The organism is Legionella gresilensis, assembly GCF_900639865.1.
Classification (GTDB): domain Bacteria; phylum Pseudomonadota; class Gammaproteobacteria; order Legionellales; family Legionellaceae; genus Legionella_C; species Legionella_C gresilensis.
Genome location: NZ_CAAAHX010000002.1, coordinates 149,124 through 166,586, shown reverse-complemented (window position 1 = coordinate 166,586; position 17,463 = coordinate 149,124). Strand labels below are relative to the sequence as shown.

Here is a 17,463-nt window from a genome sequence, read left to right as displayed (position 1 = left end):
AGATAAAAACACCTTCTTAAATAAATTTCATTATGAGTTAAGTACCTACAAAAGAAATAAGAATAAGTTGTGCATAACTTTTTCCATTTTCTTTTCGGCTTAAGCAAATTTCAGGCAATATTTTATCTAACGTTTTGTTTTTAAAATTATTTTATGTTTTTAACAGTAAAATTTATTAGCAAGCTTATCCACTAAATCTGTGGATAAACTTGTGTATATGACTATAAAATCCTTGTAGCTAAAGAGCTTAGCTTATTGTTCAAGCTTTAGTAAATCTAAGCACTTTAATGTTAACTAGCATTACTTTCAACACGTTGCTTTATTCTATCTAAAGCATAATGTAAGCGGAAAAGCGTACGTGTTTTGCCAATTAAGGCAAGTGTTGCATCAATCGCAGGCGACATACTACTACCAGTTACCGCCACACGTAGGGGTTGTCCAATCTTACTCATATTAATATTAAACTGTGCACTAACATTATTAATAATGTGTTGAATATTCTCTGCACTCCAAGTATCTAATTGCTGTAACTGCTCATATACTTGCGTAAGGGGCTCAAGAATGACAGGACGTAAATGTTTTTTGATAGCGTCTTCATCATACTCAATAACATCTTGATAAAAATAACGGCTCTTTTCTGCCATTTCAGCTAAATTTTTAAAGCGATCGGCTTGAATCATGACAACTTTATCTATTTCAGGTCCATTTTTAGGATTAATACCTACGCGTTCAAAATGCCATAATAAAGCTTCAGCAACTTTTGTAGGAGAATCTGCTTTTAAATAATGTTGGTTTAACCAAGTTAATTTATCATAATTGAAACTAGACACACCGCGACTTACATTAGCTAAATCAAAATATTTAAACATGTCCTCAATACTAAATATTTCTTGATCACCATGAGACCAACCTAAACGTACCAAATAATTAAGTAATGCATGTGGTAAAATACCTTGCTCTTTAAACTGTAAAACGCTCACTGCGCCATGACGTTTAGATAAGCGCTTACCATCATCACCTAAAATCATAGGCAAATGAGCAAAAACAGGTAAAGGTGCGTTTAAAGCTTTAAATAAATTAATTTGGCGGGGTGTATTGTTAATATGATCATCACCTCGAATAACATGGGTTATTCCCATATCCCAATCATCAATTACTACAGCAAAGTTATAAGTAGGATGACCATCTGAGCGAATTAAAATTAAATCATCTAGCTCACTGTTTTCTACGTCAATATCACCATATACTTCATCTTTAAAGGATACCGTACCAGTTTGCGGATTTTTAAAACGTATAACAAAAGGCTCATCGGTAGTTGATAAATTTAAATCTCGGCAATGTCCATCGTATTTAGGCTTTTGTTTTGCTGCTAATTGAGTTTCGCGTAACTGCTCTAAACGTTCTTTGGAACATACACAGCGATAAGCTTGACCTAGCGATAATAAACGCTCTGCTATCTCTTGATAGCGATCATATCGTTCAGTTTGATAAATAGGACCTAAGTCGTAATCCATACCCAACCATGCTAAACCATCAATAATGGCTCGCACGGACTCTTCAGTAGAACGTTCACGATCAGTATCTTCAATACGTAAGACAAACTGACCTTGATGCTTTTTAGCATATAACCAAGAAAATAAAGCAGTTCGTACTCCGCCCACATGTAAAAAGCCCGTGGGACTAGGGGCAAAACGTGTTCTAACAACCATTAAAAAAGCTCCGTTGTAAGCAGGAAAATATTCGGGCTATAATAACGGACTTTATATATAACGAAAAGCCAACAAATGTATTGCCAAATTTATAAAAACTATGCAAGAAGCACTTTTTTTATTTAACGGCGGTTATTTTATATGAAAGGCTTGAGTATAAAATATCAGCTTCGCCTTACTACTTTAATTCCTGTTTTAGTTGTTGCTCTGTTATTTGCTGTTTTTTATAATGGTCAGTTTAACAAGGATTTAAATCAACATATGTTCCGTTTAGGTGAAGCTTATATTCGCCAGCTTCTACCTGCGGCGCAATTGGCGCTGATGCGTAATGACAGGCGAACACTGCAAGGCCTTATCAATGCTTCAACGATTAATCCTGAAGTAATTGCGCTCGCCTTTTATGATGGCGATGGCCATTTAATGGCTTATCGTGGTGGCAAACACTCTATTCATACGCCCTTTACACCGCCTGAATTTACCGGTGACTACATTGAGAGCAAGCAAATTGAACCTTACGTTATTAATTTTCTAGCTCCTATCACCATCCCTAAATTTAATCTTTATTCCAATACTACCTTTAAAAAAACAGCTGATTATATTCCTTTACAAGCAGATGATATTCTTGGCTGGCTATCCATTGATATTGATACGAAATCCATGCTGATTAAGCGTTACCAAATGTATATCATAACAATTTTTATAACCCTGTTTGGTTTATTAATCAGCTTAACTATTCACTATTTTCTCTCAAAGCGTATTTATTTACCTATTGCGCGCCTGCGCCGGAGCATGAAACAAATTCTACAAAATGAATTTGAAACGCATATTGCTGTTTCTAGCGATAGCGAATTAGGCGAAATTGAAAAAGGCTGCGCTCATCTACAACGGCAATATCTAAATACTATTCATGATCTAAATCATCATATCGAAGTTGCTACAGAAGATTTACAAAATAGCCTTGAGTTATTAGAAGAAAAAAATATTCAGCTTTCTTTAGAAAAGAAAAAAACAGAAGAAAAAAGTAAACAGCAATCTGACTTTATAGCCAATATGAGTCATGAAATTCGCACCCCCATGAATGGTGTAATTGGCTTTACAAATGTATTACTAGAAAGCAAACTTGACCCATTACAACTTGATTATGTCAAAACAATTAAATCGTCCGCACAAGATTTATTAAATATCATCAATGATATTCTCGATTATTCAAAAATGGATGCAGGAAAGTTACATTTAGATTGTATTCCCCTAGACTTACGCGGTTGTATTGATGAGGTTTTAGCTTTAGCTGGTCCTAATGCCCATAAAAAAGGAATTGATTTAATTCCCTCTACGGGTGTAGATGTGCCTAAAACTGTTTTAGGCGATCCCTTACGTATTAAGCAGATACTAACTAATTTAATTAGTAATGCGATTAAATTTACTGATCATGGTTACATTTTAATTCGCACCCAAATTGAACAAGAAAAGGAGAAAGATTATTGTGTTTCGATTGCTGTAACTGATACAGGTATCGGTATTTCAAAAGAGGATCAAACCAAATTATTCAATGCTTTTAATCAAGCTGATACATCAATTACTAGACGTTTTGGTGGTACAGGTTTAGGACTGGTTATCTGTAAAAAACTCGCTGAAACCATGCATGGTCGTATTCAATTAACCAGTGAACTTCATAAAGGCTCTACCTTTACTGTGAAGATTAAGCTTGAGAAATTAGCAGCTTATGAAGTTGAAAAAAATCAAAGCCATCGCTTTGGCCATTTAAGAGCTATTTGCTTCGATGATAACCCGCTACAACTTGAGGCCATGTGTGTAATGGTATAGGGTTTTGGGGAATTCACTGTGTTCAAGTGAGCGCATTTAGTCAGTTAGAAGAAGCCTTTAAAGAACACAAAGAATGTGAGATAGCCTTTATTAATGTTAATGAAGGTTGTGAAAAACAAGTTGCACAATTACTTCGCAAACAAACCATTCCTTCTGTTTTAGTGTCCAAATGGTTAATCCATGATCCCCAAGCGTTAGGCGCAAGAGCATTCCTTTATAAACCTTTAAGTATTCAAAAATTATATGATACGATCGAATTTATTATGACTGAGGCCTCGCAAACAGTTAGCAGCAACCATGAATTAGAAAATTTAAGGAAACAACTAAGGGCTATTCACCCTGAGATCCTTATTGCAGAAGATAATCCTGTTAATCGCATGCTTTTAAGTTCGTTATTACAAGAGCATGCCTCAATAGAACTTGTTGAAGATGGCGAAGAAACGATAAGAGCTTGCCAAGAAAAACGCTATCATATACTTCTTTTAGATGTGCAGATGCCAAAATTAAATGGCCTTGAAGCAGCACGTCGGATTCGAAAAGAATCGGTTCTTAATCGCCGAACGCCTATTGTTGTTATCAGTGCTAATACCAGCGATGTTAATCAAGAAAAATTAAAAAAATCAGGCATTGATCTTTGTTTAGAAAAACCCATTGATGAAAAAGAATTACTAACCCACCTCTTACGTATTCTTAATAAAACGCAAACGCTAGCTATTGATTGGTCGCTTTGTGTGCAAAAGGTATCTGGTAATCAAATTTTAGCGGAAGAATTTTTAACTCGCTTTGTTGAAGAATTAACTAAAAGTCAACCAGAATTCCTTGCTTTATTTGATAACAAAGATATTAAAGGACTAGAAAGTGCTGCTCATAAATTAAATGGCGCTTGCTGTTTTTGTGGGGTTCCCCGCCTACAAAGTCAAGTTATTCGCTTAGAGAAAAAGGCAAAAGGAGCACAGAATATTGACGAATTAAAAGAAACATTTACTGAGTTTATGCAAAGTGCTGATGAAGTCATTAAAGAATTTGAAAGTTTTTATCAAGCAAAGACATTGAATTAAAATAAATACCAAATTTCTTCCTATAGAAATTAAATATTTAGGCAAATTTAGCTCAAAAATAAATTTAAATTGGAGTTACTATGTCCGTGAAAAATGCGATTTATGCACAATCAGGTGGTGTCACTGCCGTGATTAATGCTTCAGCCTGTGGCGTAATCCAAACTGCACGTCTTCATCCTCATCACATCGGCAAAGTTTATGCAGCAAAAAATGGTATCATTGGCGCGTTAGAAGAAGAATTAATTGATACTTCATTAGAATCTGATGAAGCCATTGCCTCTCTTATGCATACCCCTTCCGGTGCATTTGGTTCTTGTCGCTATAAATTAAAAGATAATGAAGCTGAATATGCCCGGTTAATTGAGGTGTTTAAAGCCCATGATATTGGTTATTTCTTTTATAATGGCGGTGGGGATTCTCAAGATACTGCTCATAAAGTTTCCCAATTAGGGCATAAGATGGGCTACCCAATTACCTGTATTGGTATCCCCAAAACGGTTGATAACGATTTGCCCTTCACAGATAACTGTCCAGGTTTTGGTTCAGTTGCTAAATACATCGCCATTTCTACTTTAGAAGCCGGTTTTGATGTCGCTTCGATGGCTGCGTCTTCAACAAAAGTATTTGTTCTTGAAGTCATGGGCCGCCATGCAGGCTGGATTGCCGCTGCAAGTGGATTAATTAAAAATAATGAAAGCGATCCACCCCATATTATCCTTCTGCCTGAAGTAAGTTTTGATGAAGGTCAATTTTTAGAAAAAGTTGACCAGTCAGTTAAAAACTTTGGCTATTGTGTGGTCGTGGTTTCTGAAGGTATTCGAAATAGCGAAGGTAAATTTTTAAGTGAAGCGGGTGTTAAAGATGCTTTTGGTCATGCTCAATTAGGAGGAGTTGCCCCTATTATTGCCCAATTGATTAAAACTAATTTAGGCCATAAATACCATTGGGCTGTGGCTGACTATTTACAACGCGCAGCAAGACATATTGCTTCCCAAGTTGATGTAGACCAAGCCTATGCGCTAGGTAAAGCAGCTGTTGAGTTAGCAATAGAAGGTAAAAATGCGATTATGCCGATTGTTAAACGTGAACAAGATTCCCCTTATCGCTGGGTAATTGATTATGTTGAATTAAAAGATGTAGCAAACCAAGAACGAAAAATGCCAGCCGAGTTTATTGCCGAAGATGGTATGGGCATAACTGACGCCTGCAAGCGTTATTTAGCACCATTAATTGAAGGTGAGGCTTATCCGCCTTATAAGAATGGTTTGCCGATGTATGTTCGCTTACAAAATAAATTGGTTGAGAAAAAATTATAGTATAGCAATTGTCATACCCGCGTAGGCGGGTATCTATCGATGATTTGGCACTGATAAAATAATAAAAGTGGCTTTGTCCTTAAGACTATTAACCTACTTAGCGCAATTCAAAACTCATTTAACGTGATAAATGGATGCCCGCCTGCGCGGGCATGACAATGATTTTAATCATTTGCCATAGCTACAAATCTTTCATAGCTAAAAATTTATCTTTTCACCAATCTGCCTTACACCTACTTTGTCTGACATCTATTCTGTCATACCCGCCTAAGCGGGTATTCATAAGCGCTATAGCATTAATGAAAGAATAAAAAAATACCGCAGTTTAGCTGCGGTATTTAAATAGGTAGCGGTTTGAACCGCTATAAGGTGAATTATTGAGTAGCACCACCTCCGCCAGCAGCTGCAGCTGCACGACAATTAGATGGTCGATATTTAGCATCTAATGTGCCACCACTGCACGTCCAATTTAAATGCCCTGGTGAAGTTGCATCTGGAGTTGGAGTTAATTCTAAAGTACCGCCACCAGCTCTATCGGTATAATCAATAGTAATAACACCGTTAGCTATAGCGATTGATTCAACATTATCAGTAGCCGCCGGTGGAGTATAACCTGCAGCCGCAGCATCAGCTGGCAGCGTAGTGCCTCCGGTAGATTGATAAGTTTCAGCAACCGCTACTTTAGCAGGCGCAGCTAAATTAAGTCCCTCCGTGACTCGCGCTCTTACCGTATAATCTTGATAAGCAGGAATTGCAATAGCTGCTAAGATACCGACAATAGCTACTACAATCATTAATTCAATTAGTGTAAAACCTCGCTGTTTCATTATACTACTCCTCTAACCTTAGTATGAATTTTAATTTTAAATTGCAAGTTACATGCCATAGCCTAAAGTTGTTATATTCTCTATATTTCACGTATCTGGCTACTTGACCATAACATGAATAAAAGAAAATTACTGCCTTCATTTTAAAGGAAATTTTAAGTCTTAGGCCCCTTTATAAGCGATAGTATTCTTTAACATCTCATTGGTTTAACAAGTTTTTACAAACTTACCAAGTTACTGACCAAATTAGTCACTTTTTGTCAATCTAATGTATAAAAACCTTATTTTTATCTTAGTTCTTATTACGTCATAAGGTAAAAATTTTAACTATCTAAAATGCCCATTATCCTCTAAAATATAAGCAATTAACTTATTTTTTATTCTTATAACTATGATGCGCAAAGAGCGAATTAAAAATATATTAGTAAATAATCTAGACCCTGTATTGCTTGAAGTGGAAAATGAATCACATAATCATCATGTGCCGCCTAACAGTGAAACACACTTTAAATTAGTTGTGGTTACTCGCGAATTTGAAAGTTTAGAGCGCATTGATAGGCACCGAAAAGTTAATGCGCTCTTAGCTGATGAACTTAAAACAGGCCTACATGCTTTAAGCTTGCATCTTTATTCCCCTACCGAGTGGGAAAAGAGGCAAGAGCAAGTGTCAGCATCACCTGCTTGTCGCGGTGGATCTAAACATGGCTGAGCAACATTTACCGTTTTATAGTCAAATTAAATGTACCCTTGACCCACAAACGCGTGGGGTGCATTTAATTACGGATAAAATCCAAGAAGCGATTAATAAATTACCCGAAGTAAATGTAGGTTTAGTCCATCTGTTCCTGCAGCATACTTCCGCCTCCCTTTTAATAAGTGAAAATGCGTCAGAAGATGTTTGGCATGATTTAGAAACCCATTTAAACCACTTAGCGCCTGACAATGAGCAACTCTATACCCATACGATTGAAGGTCCAGATGATATGCCAGCTCACATTAAAAATGCTCATTTGGGCAGCAGTTTAAGCATCCCCATTACCAATGGGAAAATGGCATTAGGTCGCTGGCAAGGAATTTTTTTATGTGAGCACCGTAATCATGCTTCGGCGCGGCATATTGTTATTACTTTACAAGGCATGAAGTAATAGTTTTTTACTTATTTTTCCAACTAATTAGGTTAAATACTTCTTTATCTTTCTTAGGTGCTAGAACATAAATAGATTCCCGCCTGCGCGGGAATGACAGGTGTATTTGCATAGCGGGTTAAAATTAATCTGACATGCCACTGCAATCTGTCACTCCCATTAATCTGTCACACCCCTTAAATGTGCTATGCCGCGTAGATGATTTATTTCTCACAACAAAACAATTCTTAGATGTACCAACATAAATAGATGCCCGCCTGTGCGGGAATGACAAAGACTAGGTTAAGTATTTATACCGAAATGCCTCTAACACTGGCACCTTTAAATCCTGTCATACCCGCGTAGGCAGGTATCCAACCTTCAAAACAAGCCAATTGATAAATCGAGCCACTGAGGGTTGTGTTGCTCGATTAAGTTTATTTTCCACTGTCGGTACCATTTTTTGATACACTTTTCTCTAGTTATTGCTTCATAAACATCCAAGTGAATTTCATAATACACCAATCGATGAATACGGTGCTTTTTAGTAAATCCTTCAACTAGATCTGCTTTATGCTGACTTACTCGTTGTATGAGATTGCTGGTGATACCGGTATAAAGTGTTCCATATTTTTTACTAGCCAATATATAAACATAATATTGTTTTTCTTCCATTGTTTTCTCTGGACTTACTTAAATTAATTTCCTTTAAGGCTTAAGCTGTATCGAAAGATAAAAGTTAAGCCTAAGATATTATAAGTAAATAAGATAAATAAGCGAATACGGTTTTTACTTAAAAATTTTCTTTAACATAATTTAGAGTTATAACGTAGATGGATACCCGCCTACGCGGGTATGACAGATTTATATGATCTGGCATACTTAGGAGGTATATGAGATCAATTTTATCCTGCGATACAAAAACACTTGTCATTCCCGCGCAGGCGGGAAGCTATTTGCATCGTGGCGCTTAGGAACGTAAAGAAAAGCAAACGTACTAGGCTAAACGATGTGCAGCCCAACAAATCATGAATATAATACAGTTAGGACTAAAAGTTGGGCTGCACTTTGTTTAGCCCAACTTACCTTATTTCAACGAACTACTCTATTATTAGAGAAAAATACTTTGTCGTAATTTAAGTCTTAATTATGATTGAGAGATATTTATGAATACGCAACTTAATAACCGACTTACCATATATAGCATGATGTTAACTTTTTTCCTGGATTTTGTCGGTTTATTTATGGTTTACCCCATCTTCGCGCCTCTCTTTTTAGATTCTAATAGCCCCATGTTAGACCCTAATACATCTCATTTTACGCGAACCTTAATTGTTGGTACCTTAACGATGATTTATGGCGTTGGGCAGTTTTTTGGTGGGCCTTTGCTAGGCGAATTATCGGATCAATTTGGTCGTAAACGTATTTTAATGCTCGGTTTGTCTGTTTTAGTATTTGCTAATTTACTCGGTGCTTTTGCCCTAATAGCTAACATTTTATGGCTACTATTCCTGGGCCGTTTTTTAACTGGTGTTGCCTCTGGTAATGGTTCTGTTATTTTTGCCGCTGTTTCCAATATGAGTAGCAATGATACTGAACGTGGGATTAATTTAGGTTATCTCGCTGGTGCTGCATCCTTAGGTTGTGTGTTAGCACCTATGGTAGGCTCACATTTATCTAGCCCTAGTTTAATATCTTGGTTTAGTTGGTATACGCCCTTTCTATTTATGGCTATTATTTTCTTACTTAACTTATTACTTATTGCAGTGGTTTACCAAGATACAGGTACTTATCAACGCCGCTCTTTAAGCTTAACGACTGGTTTTCATAATATTGTTGAATGTTTCAAAATGCCGCATGTCAATCTTATGTTGTTAATTTATTTCTTGTTTGTGTTAAGTACTGAAAGTACTTTCACGGGTTTACCTATCTTTGCGGTTGAGAAATTTCAGGTATCAAGCACTTGGTTAGGTTATTTATTTGGTTTTGGGTCATTAGTAGCAGCCTTTAGCTCTATCTATTTAAATAAACAACTTAGTAAAAGATATAATTCTTATGTTATCGTTTTATTAGCCAGTGGTATCTTGTGTTTAGGATATGCTCTTTATCTTGCTACACCAAGTGCAAACTGGCTTTACTTAGCTTATGGATTAGTGGGCCTTACTTGTGCAACCATTTGGTCTCAACAAAATGCGATCATTGCCAATATGGTCGATGCTCAAGTACAAGGTAAAGTGTTAGGCGTAACCCAATCACTATTATCGTTAGCCATTATTATTGGCCCAGCCTCCATTGGGTTAATTGCTTCCGTGCACTATAATTTTATTCCTATTTTATGTTTAGTAGCTGGTTTATTAAGTTGGATTATTTTTATCAAGTTTTATTTACAGTTTGTGCGGAAATGATAGAGGTAGCAATACCATATCCATCATTAACTTTATTCTTTATCAATTTTATCTACACTTCTCCCTTCGTCCATTAAGCCGTCATACCCGCGCAGGCGGGTATCTATTTAGGCTCTGGCATCAAGTAAATATAAAACATATCAACCCTCCTATAAAAATAACTTTCTTAACTCAATTCAGTAATAGATTTAACTTGCAGGATGGATTCCCGCCTGTGCGGGAATGACAGAATTGTAAAATTTTGAGAGTAACTGATTCTTTTGGGTATAACATTTTAATTAATTCTGTAATGCCTGCTCAGGGATTTAAAGGCATAGAAATACTTCTCATATCAGCTTGAAAATAATAAAAATAAGTTTTCGTTAATAAAATTATTTTATACTAGCACTTATTTACCTTATAATGGCTACCTTTGGGCAATCCATTGACTAAGTATGGTCTGCAATGAAAGCATGGTCTTCTGAAAAAATATCTGTCTTTGCTCTTGTTTTATTAATTACAGGTGCTATTGATAGCATTCGTAATTTACCGGGAACTGCTTTATTTGGCTCTTCACTCATTTTCTTTTTTATTTTTTCTGCAATTATCTTTTTAATTCCTGTTGCTTTAGTTTCAGCGGAACTTTCCTCAACTTGGTCAGAGGAAGAAGGCGGGGTTTATAGTTGGGTCGAATCAGCTTTTGGTGAAAACGCTGCGTTTTTTACTATTTGGCTACAATGGATTAATACTTTAGTCTGGTATCCAACCATTATATCTTTTATTGCCGGAACGTTAGCTTATTTAATAAATCCAGAGTTGATTCAAAATAAATATTATTTAATCTCCGTGATATTAATTGTCTTTTGGTCACTTACTCTCATAGGATTATCAGGCCTCAGAGCCTCGGCTGCATTTGCAAGTTTTTGTACGATTGTGGGCATGATTTTACCCATGGGTTTTATCATTTTATTAGCCTTCATTTGGCTTATAAAAGGTCATCCATTAGCCATTAATTTTAGCTTAGCTAACCTTCTTCCACATTGGACTGATACTCAATCGTGGGTATCGCTTACAGCGATAATGACTTCTTTCTTAGGTATGGAACTGGCTGCAGTACATGTTCGTAATGTGCATTCACCCCAACAAAACTTTCCACGCGCTATGTTTTTATCTGTTATTTTAATCTTAATAACCATGATATTTGGCTCACTGGCTATTGCGTTTGTTTTGCCTAAAGAAAAAATAAACTTAGTCGGTGGCGTCATGCAAGCCTTTGATAACTTTTTTCAAGTTTATCACTTAAACTTTTTAATGCCTGTACTGATTGTATTACTACTATTAGGTAGCTTAGGAAGCATGGTTAATTGGATTATATCCCCTGCCAAAGGCTTGTTATTAGCAGCCGATCGAGGCTTTTTGCCGCATTGGCTCTATCGCTTAAATAAACATGGAGTCGCTTCACGAGTCTTACTCTTACAAGCAGTTATAGTTACTCTTCTTTGCAGTGGTTTTTTACTTTTTCCAAACGTGAATGCAATTTATTGGTTATTTACTGATTTAAGTACGGAACTCTACATATTAATGTATGTTTTTATGTTTTTAGCAGCCTGGCAATTAAAAACTAAATTTGCCCACCTACCTCGCCCCTTTGCCATTCCTGGGGGTAAATTAGGTTATTATCTGACCTGCACCTTAGGGTTAACAGGCTGCATAATTACCCTTATTATTGGCTTTATTCCGCCAGAAAATAGTATGGATATTGGCGGGGCCAATCACTTTCGCCTCGTGTTTAGTTTAGGTATTGTTTGTATGTTACTGCCGGCTTTTTTACTTTATATGCGAAAAAAGCGTACAACTGTAACTATTAATGCTGAAATAGGACGTTTAATTAAGCAAAGTTAAATTTTTAACAGTTTTGATCGCAGCTATTCTCTCTTTAACTTGTTGAAATTTAAATTAATTTATATCTTTCAATAAATAATTTTACCACTTTTTTAATAGCACCTCCCAAATTGTTTAATTTTTGTATTATATGATTTAAAATTAATAATCCCTTAATTTTCTTATGGTAATATTTTATTTACTACAAAGGTAATTAGCCTTTTAATTATGTTTAAATCTTACGAATTTATTTTAAATCAATTACAAAAATTAATATTTTTACAGAAAACTATTCTGGAAGCTTTGAAAAAAGACTCAAAAGAATACGAAGTTTTTATGAAAAGTCTTAACAAGATTATGTTGCCTTATCGTCTCGAAAGCCCTGATAAAGAAATAGAAGAGGAAGAGGTCCTGACGAAACTTAAGGACAGTCAAATAATTTTAGATATAGAAAATGGACTCAAGGCAATGGCGAAAAAGAGAGACCCAGATTACAATGTTCTATTGCCTGTCTCATCAGAAACTATATCTAAATCGTTAGAAGCAATCATAAAATATTATGAGTCAACGATAAAAGAAATTGCAGAAATCCCAGAAATAGAAGAGGTAAAAGTAATACCAAAAAAAAGAAATAAATCTCAAAGCTTGCGCTCTAGACCCTCTACTGCTTCTAAAATTAAACCTAGTGTATATTATGAGCCATCTAGTGTATCAATAGATAAAGTACCTAATGAAAACTCAGATTCTCATTTAGAACCAGCGGTAGGAGAGCCCAATCAAGATAATGCATCTAAGGAAGAACAACTTCAAAAGCTAAGAGAAGAATTTAATTCATTAAGTACTATCCATAGTAACTCAAATTTAGCTATTGCCGAATTAATTCAGTCTGATGAATTTAAGCTTGATTGGCCCTTAAGAGAAATGGTTGGCAAATTTAATACTAAACAAAAAGAGATAGAAGAAGCAATTAAAAAAAATAAGCTTTATTTAAGTAAGATAGAACAAAAAGATGACTCTATAGACGATACTATACGAAATCTAACAATTATGTTTAGCCAGTTAAGGGAATTAAATAAAGATCAAATTATTTTTCTAGTAGATATTAATCAGCGTAAAGAAATTGTAAGTTCAGAGATTAGAGAAATCAAAAATCTAGCTAGTCGGCGAATGCAGGCTAAAGAAGACATCCAAAAACAATTAGAGGGCTTTTCCCAATTTCTTAAGCATGTTAGAGAAAATCCTAAATTTTCTCTTGTCTTAGAAGGTTCTACAGAAATATTTATAGATAATTTTACTAAAAAATTAACGTCTGATCTTGGCTTTGCTACAACGGATATTAATGCAAAACGCAAATTGTTTTTTAAAGCAAATTCAAAAAAACAATCTGAAGATCTTATATCACCGAAATCTAATCGGAAAAGAAGTTGGACATTTCCCAACTGGCAAAATATAGACAGGAAGCAATATATAGAGCATATTATTAAACTCCATACGCTACGAGAAGAATTAACTAGTTTTAAAAGAAATTTACAAATGGAGCTTGCTTTCGCTCCTGAAATTTCTCCAAGTAAATTAATGCATTCCAATTTACCACAACCTCAATCTGATCCAAAAATAAGCATTTCGACAGATGATGATTTGAATTTACAACAAACTGAAGCTGCGCAAAATAGGTTAACAAATTCAGATGAAGTAGAGGTTCGATCTGCTGTAGAACCAACCAAAGTAATAATAGATGATTCAAATTTACAACAAGAGAGTGAGTTAACAAATTCATATTCAACACAGGTTCAATCCGATTATGAACAAAAAAAATTAATAGAGAGTTTAAATTCCCCAGAGATTAAAGCTGAACAAGATAGGTTAATAGAAACATTATATGAGGAGATTTCAAAGAGCCTTAGAGATATTAAAGAAAACATAAACGCATCTCTAGAATTATATGAAATACGCTCTGAGCATCTTGTTGTTAAGGAGAATAAGAGCTTTCTCGAATATATCAAAAATTTAGAATCATCATTAAATATAGGCCATTTCAACTATAGTCAAACACTAGAAGATAAAAAAACTAGTTCTGCAGGCCAATTAGCCATTATTAAGCAAGAAGAAAATTTTTTAGCAGAATTGAGGAGTTTAGAAAAAGAAATACCCTTTTTAATAGAAAAAGCGAGTAGTCTAAAATTATACGCATCACTTACTGCTACTCTTGATACAGAATTGGGGAAATTAGCCCCAATTATGAAATTGTTTCTAACGGATGAAAAGATAACTAAAGAATATCAAATTTCTCTTACGAATGCTAAAGACGAATTAATCAGCCTTAAAGAGCAATATACTCAAGGTACAGTTTCACAAAAAGATTTTTTTGACGAACTCAAAAAACGAGAGATAGAAATAGAAGAATTATGTAAAGATACTGAGCCGACCCTTACTGAAATTACCAAGTCATTTTTTGAGCAAAAAAAGGGTTTAATTAAAGATTATTGTCAGCATCTTGAAGGTTTAAAAATCAAGCTTAATCAATTAATACCTTCTGATAAAGTAACAGAAATTCAGCAAGACATAGATAATCAACTTACTAAATACAAAGAAATTAGCGAAGAGCAAGTCGATTTAAACAAATTAAGCGAGGAATTTGGAAAGTATATTAATATTGTAACTAAACAAATAGCAAACTTAGAATATCATCAATTCGTTGAAGAATATAGCAAACAGCTTGAAGGTTTAGAAGCTAAACTCAGTAAATTGGAGCCTGCGTCAGATAAATTACAAGAAGATCTTAAAGCACTAAAATCTCAACTTGCTAAGCCGAAAAAGCCGAAGGTTAAATTGCAGAAGTTAGATAAAGAGTTTAGTCAAAAATTTAAAGAAGAACTTGAAGTATTAAAAAGGGAGATGAGTGAGCAACTGAAAAAACAAATTGAAACTCAAACTACAGAAGTTAGAAAAAAAATTACAACTATTCAATCAGATTTAAATAAACAGCTAGAGCTTTTTAAAAAAGATAACCTAACTCACCCAACTGTTAAAGGAGCCCAGCAACTTTGTGAGTTATTAGCTACAATATTAGATTCCTTTGAGAATACAGTTAGAGAATTTAATAAGACTACCGAAAAAGATATTACAAAAACTCTCGATGCTCAAATAAGGTTTTTATCTACCTTAAGATTTTACGGGGATAAAAACGAATTTAGAGTAGCAAACACTTATATGGAAACCCTAAACTCGCTTAAAAATGAAGAAGATAATCAAAAAACAATGCTCATTGAACAATATAATATTATTGTTCAGAATATCAATAACATTTTGAGCTCAACGTATTGGCCTAGCACTAATAGACCAGAGGGAGTTGAAAAATTAGAAGAACTAAGCAAAAATCAGGGCGAGCAGTTGTCTTTAGACACAATCAAAAAAAATATAAAAAATCTAGAAGAACAATTAAGCCTACTCAGTGAAGCGCTCCTAAAATCTTTAAAACCTAAACATCATCAGCTTGAGAACAACTGGCTCCATGAAACTTATTTTTTTATAAAGAAGGCTCTTGAGCAAGATAACGATAGGGACAAGAAAGAGAAAGAGTCAATTTATAAAGCTTTAGATGATATTTATAAGAAATATACCGAAGCATCCAAGCTATGGCTAGAAAATTTAATACATTTCCCTAATATAGAACAAATTAAATTAAGGGAAGGAGTAACTGATCTAGACATAGATAATTTTTATAAGGCGATAAACGCCCATGAGGAAGCTATCGACAAAGCTGAGTTACTTTTTAAGCAAACTAGTAAGGAATATAAAGCAACACTTGAAGTTTTAAGAATTATTGAGGACGAATTTAAAGAGATTGTGCGAAAAACTAACATGGTACCTGTCGATGAAAATTTTTCAATATCAGAATTTATGACAGGGTTCAAGGCCGATAAAATGGATTCAAGGCTCCCTAAATTAAGCTCTATGTATCAACGGCTTACAGAAATTAACGAAAATTATTTAACAAGAAAACTAAAACCCTCTAATGCAGTTAATAATCATAACTTCGAACTAAGACTCACTATCGCTGCTAAAGAATATAAGAAAGCATTAGTCAAAGAAGTTTCAAAATTACAACAAAATGGGATGGAAAATATTTCTGATGAAGCTCGACCTGGATGGGCTAAAGTTTTACGATCTATCGCTCAAGTATTTGCTCGCGTATTTGGTAGCAAAAAATCGGAAGAGGCCGATGATAAAAAATTATCTAAGAATCGTTACTCTACATACACTACATACAGTCCTACCTTAGGCGCAAGTGGTACCGAGAAAGCCTTAGGCACAGCTACTGATAAACTAATGGCTATTATTATTCCCACTAAGAGCTAACAGCATTTATAATATGCTTTTACTCTTATTCTAGAGATCTTGTTATAGCTTCTCTTCTTGCGTTTGCCAAATCATCTGCCGTATTAATATCTTGTTGCGGCACAGCACAAGCCACATCCACTCTTATTTTATGACCGGCCCAAAGAGCGCGTAATTGTTCTAAACATTCACTGATTTCTAATTTACATGGTAGCCAGCTAACAAAATCAACGAGAAATTTAGCACGATAAGCGTATAGACCAATGTGTCTAAATACATGACTAATGCTATCAGGCTCATTGCGATTATAAGGAATAGGTGATCTAGAAAAATAAAGCGCATTATTAAAACGGTCACGAACTACTTTGACGATATTTGGGTTTAAGAGTTGTTCTTGTTTCTCAATTGGCCAACACAATGTCGCCATATTTAATTCTCGATTTGTTAAAATACGGGCGACCTGATTAATTAAAGCAGGCTCAATAAAGGGCTCATCGCCTTGTACATTAACAATAATATCATTTTCAGTATAAAACCCGCGGGAAATGACCTCAGCAATTCTATCCGTACCAGTTGCATGTGAAGGTAACGTCATTTCAACATGAGCACCAAACTCTCTAGCATGAGTAGCAATTTGCTCATTATCAGTGGCTATGGTAATAGTTTTAGGTTGTGCTTGCAGTGCTTGTTCATAAACACGTTGGATAACTGTTTTTCCATCAATCTCCATCATTAATTTGCCTGGAAGACGAGCCGATTGATAACGTGCAGGGATGACAACATGGAAATTAAAGTTCATAAGGATTCCTTTTCCTCAAGTGGGATTAAGCGTGCTTCTTGCTCAAGCATAACAGGGATGCCATCTTTAATTGGGTAGGCAAGCCTGTCGAATCGACAAATAAGCTCTTCATTTTTAAGTAATAATTTCCCTTTACATAGAGGGCATACTAATATTTCTAAGAGACGTTTATCCAAAAGAGCTCCTTTAATCTAGCTTATAAT

At 35.0% G+C, this 17,463-nt stretch carries 11 protein-coding genes and 1 pseudogene; 7 read left to right on the top strand and 5 right to left on the bottom strand.

Annotation, left to right across the window (positions count from 1 at the left end; all coding sequences use genetic code 11):
* Positions 1 to 290 precede the first annotated feature (290 nt).
* A complete protein-coding gene (gene gltX / locus E1P04_RS02570; protein ID WP_131781363.1) occupies positions 291 to 1,709 on the bottom strand; it encodes a glutamate--tRNA ligase in 1,419 nt (472 codons plus the stop codon).
* A 141-nt stretch (positions 1,710 to 1,850) separates the two neighbouring features.
* Here gltX and letS point away from each other — a divergent pair.
* Both letS and E1P04_RS02560 read left to right on the top strand, forming a co-directional pair.
* Positions 1,851 to 4,591, top strand: a pseudogene (gene letS, locus E1P04_RS02565) (two-component system sensor histidine kinase LetS).
* Positions 4,592 to 4,671: 80 nt separating this feature from the next.
* Positions 4,672 to 5,907, top strand: coding sequence for a 6-phosphofructokinase (locus tag E1P04_RS02560; RefSeq protein ID WP_131781362.1), 1,236 nt, complete (start codon positions 4,672 to 4,674; stop codon positions 5,905 to 5,907).
* Positions 5,908 to 6,281: 374 nt separating this feature from the next.
* Here E1P04_RS02560 and E1P04_RS02555 read toward each other — a convergent pair whose 3' ends face one another.
* On the bottom strand, positions 6,282 to 6,734 hold the full coding sequence (locus E1P04_RS02555) for a pilin (protein WP_131781361.1): 453 nt from the start codon (positions 6,732 to 6,734) through the stop codon (positions 6,282 to 6,284).
* A gap of 391 nt (positions 6,735 to 7,125) precedes the next feature.
* Between E1P04_RS02555 and E1P04_RS02550 the strand changes: the two genes are divergently transcribed.
* Positions 7,126 to 7,443, top strand: coding sequence for a BolA family protein (locus E1P04_RS02550; protein ID WP_131781360.1), 318 nt, complete (start codon positions 7,126 to 7,128; stop codon positions 7,441 to 7,443).
* Complete coding sequence (locus E1P04_RS02545) at positions 7,436 to 7,879, top strand: secondary thiamine-phosphate synthase enzyme YjbQ (RefSeq protein WP_131781359.1); 444 nt, start codon at positions 7,436 to 7,438, stop codon at positions 7,877 to 7,879. Before E1P04_RS02550 ends, E1P04_RS02545 begins: the two co-directional genes overlap by 8 nt.
* A 360-nt stretch (positions 7,880 to 8,239) precedes the next feature.
* Here E1P04_RS02545 and E1P04_RS02540 read toward each other — a convergent pair whose 3' ends face one another.
* Entirely contained in the window at positions 8,240 to 8,533 is a 294-nt protein-coding gene (locus E1P04_RS02540) for a GIY-YIG nuclease family protein (protein WP_131781358.1), read from the bottom strand.
* A 491-nt stretch (positions 8,534 to 9,024) separates the two neighbouring features.
* On the opposite strand from E1P04_RS02540, the gene E1P04_RS02535 reads away from it, so the two are divergent.
* The 3 genes from E1P04_RS02535 to E1P04_RS02525 all read left to right on the top strand — a co-directional run bounded on the left by E1P04_RS02535 (position 9,025) and on the right by E1P04_RS02525 (position 16,482).
* Positions 9,025 to 10,263, top strand: coding sequence for an MFS transporter (locus E1P04_RS02535; RefSeq protein ID WP_131781357.1), 1,239 nt, complete (start codon positions 9,025 to 9,027; stop codon positions 10,261 to 10,263).
* A 444-nt stretch (positions 10,264 to 10,707) separates the two neighbouring features.
* A complete protein-coding gene (locus E1P04_RS02530) occupies positions 10,708 to 12,144 on the top strand; it encodes an amino acid permease (RefSeq protein WP_131781356.1) in 1,437 nt (478 codons plus the stop codon).
* A 207-nt stretch (positions 12,145 to 12,351) separates the two neighbouring features.
* A complete protein-coding gene (locus E1P04_RS02525; RefSeq protein WP_131781355.1) occupies positions 12,352 to 16,482 on the top strand; it encodes a hypothetical protein in 4,131 nt (1,376 codons plus the stop codon).
* A gap of 25 nt (positions 16,483 to 16,507) precedes the next feature.
* Here E1P04_RS02525 and kdsB read toward each other — a convergent pair whose 3' ends face one another.
* Positions 16,508 to 17,260 (bottom strand): 3-deoxy-manno-octulosonate cytidylyltransferase, encoded by a 753-nt coding sequence (kdsB, locus tag E1P04_RS02520; protein ID WP_131781354.1) that lies wholly within the window; start codon positions 17,258 to 17,260, stop codon positions 16,508 to 16,510.
* Positions 17,257 to 17,436, bottom strand: a complete 180-nt coding sequence (locus E1P04_RS02515) for a Trm112 family protein (protein WP_115331539.1) — start codon at positions 17,434 to 17,436, stop codon at positions 17,257 to 17,259. The genes kdsB and E1P04_RS02515 overlap by 4 nt, the downstream gene beginning before the upstream one ends.
* Between the last annotated feature and the right edge of the window lie 27 nt (positions 17,437 to 17,463).

Coding starts and splice junctions, on each gene's coding strand:
- E1P04_RS02525 (WP_131781355.1), top strand. CDS start 12,352: ATGTTTAAATCTTACGAATTTATTTTAAATCAATTACAAAAATTAATA.
- E1P04_RS02545 (WP_131781359.1), top strand. CDS start 7,436: ATGGCTGAGCAACATTTACCGTTTTATAGTCAAATTAAATGTACCCTT.
- E1P04_RS02555 (WP_131781361.1), bottom strand. CDS start 6,734: ATGAAACAGCGAGGTTTTACACTAATTGAATTAATGATTGTAGTAGCT.
- E1P04_RS02540 (WP_131781358.1), bottom strand. CDS start 8,533: ATGGAAGAAAAACAATATTATGTTTATATATTGGCTAGTAAAAAATAT.
- gltX (WP_131781363.1), bottom strand. CDS start 1,709: ATGGTTGTTAGAACACGTTTTGCCCCTAGTCCCACGGGCTTTTTACAT.
- E1P04_RS02560 (WP_131781362.1), top strand. CDS start 4,672: ATGTCCGTGAAAAATGCGATTTATGCACAATCAGGTGGTGTCACTGCC.
- E1P04_RS02535 (WP_131781357.1), top strand. CDS start 9,025: ATGAATACGCAACTTAATAACCGACTTACCATATATAGCATGATGTTA.
- E1P04_RS02530 (WP_131781356.1), top strand. CDS start 10,708: ATGAAAGCATGGTCTTCTGAAAAAATATCTGTCTTTGCTCTTGTTTTA.
- kdsB (WP_131781354.1), bottom strand. CDS start 17,260: ATGAACTTTAATTTCCATGTTGTCATCCCTGCACGTTATCAATCGGCT.
- E1P04_RS02550 (WP_131781360.1), top strand. CDS start 7,126: ATGATGCGCAAAGAGCGAATTAAAAATATATTAGTAAATAATCTAGAC.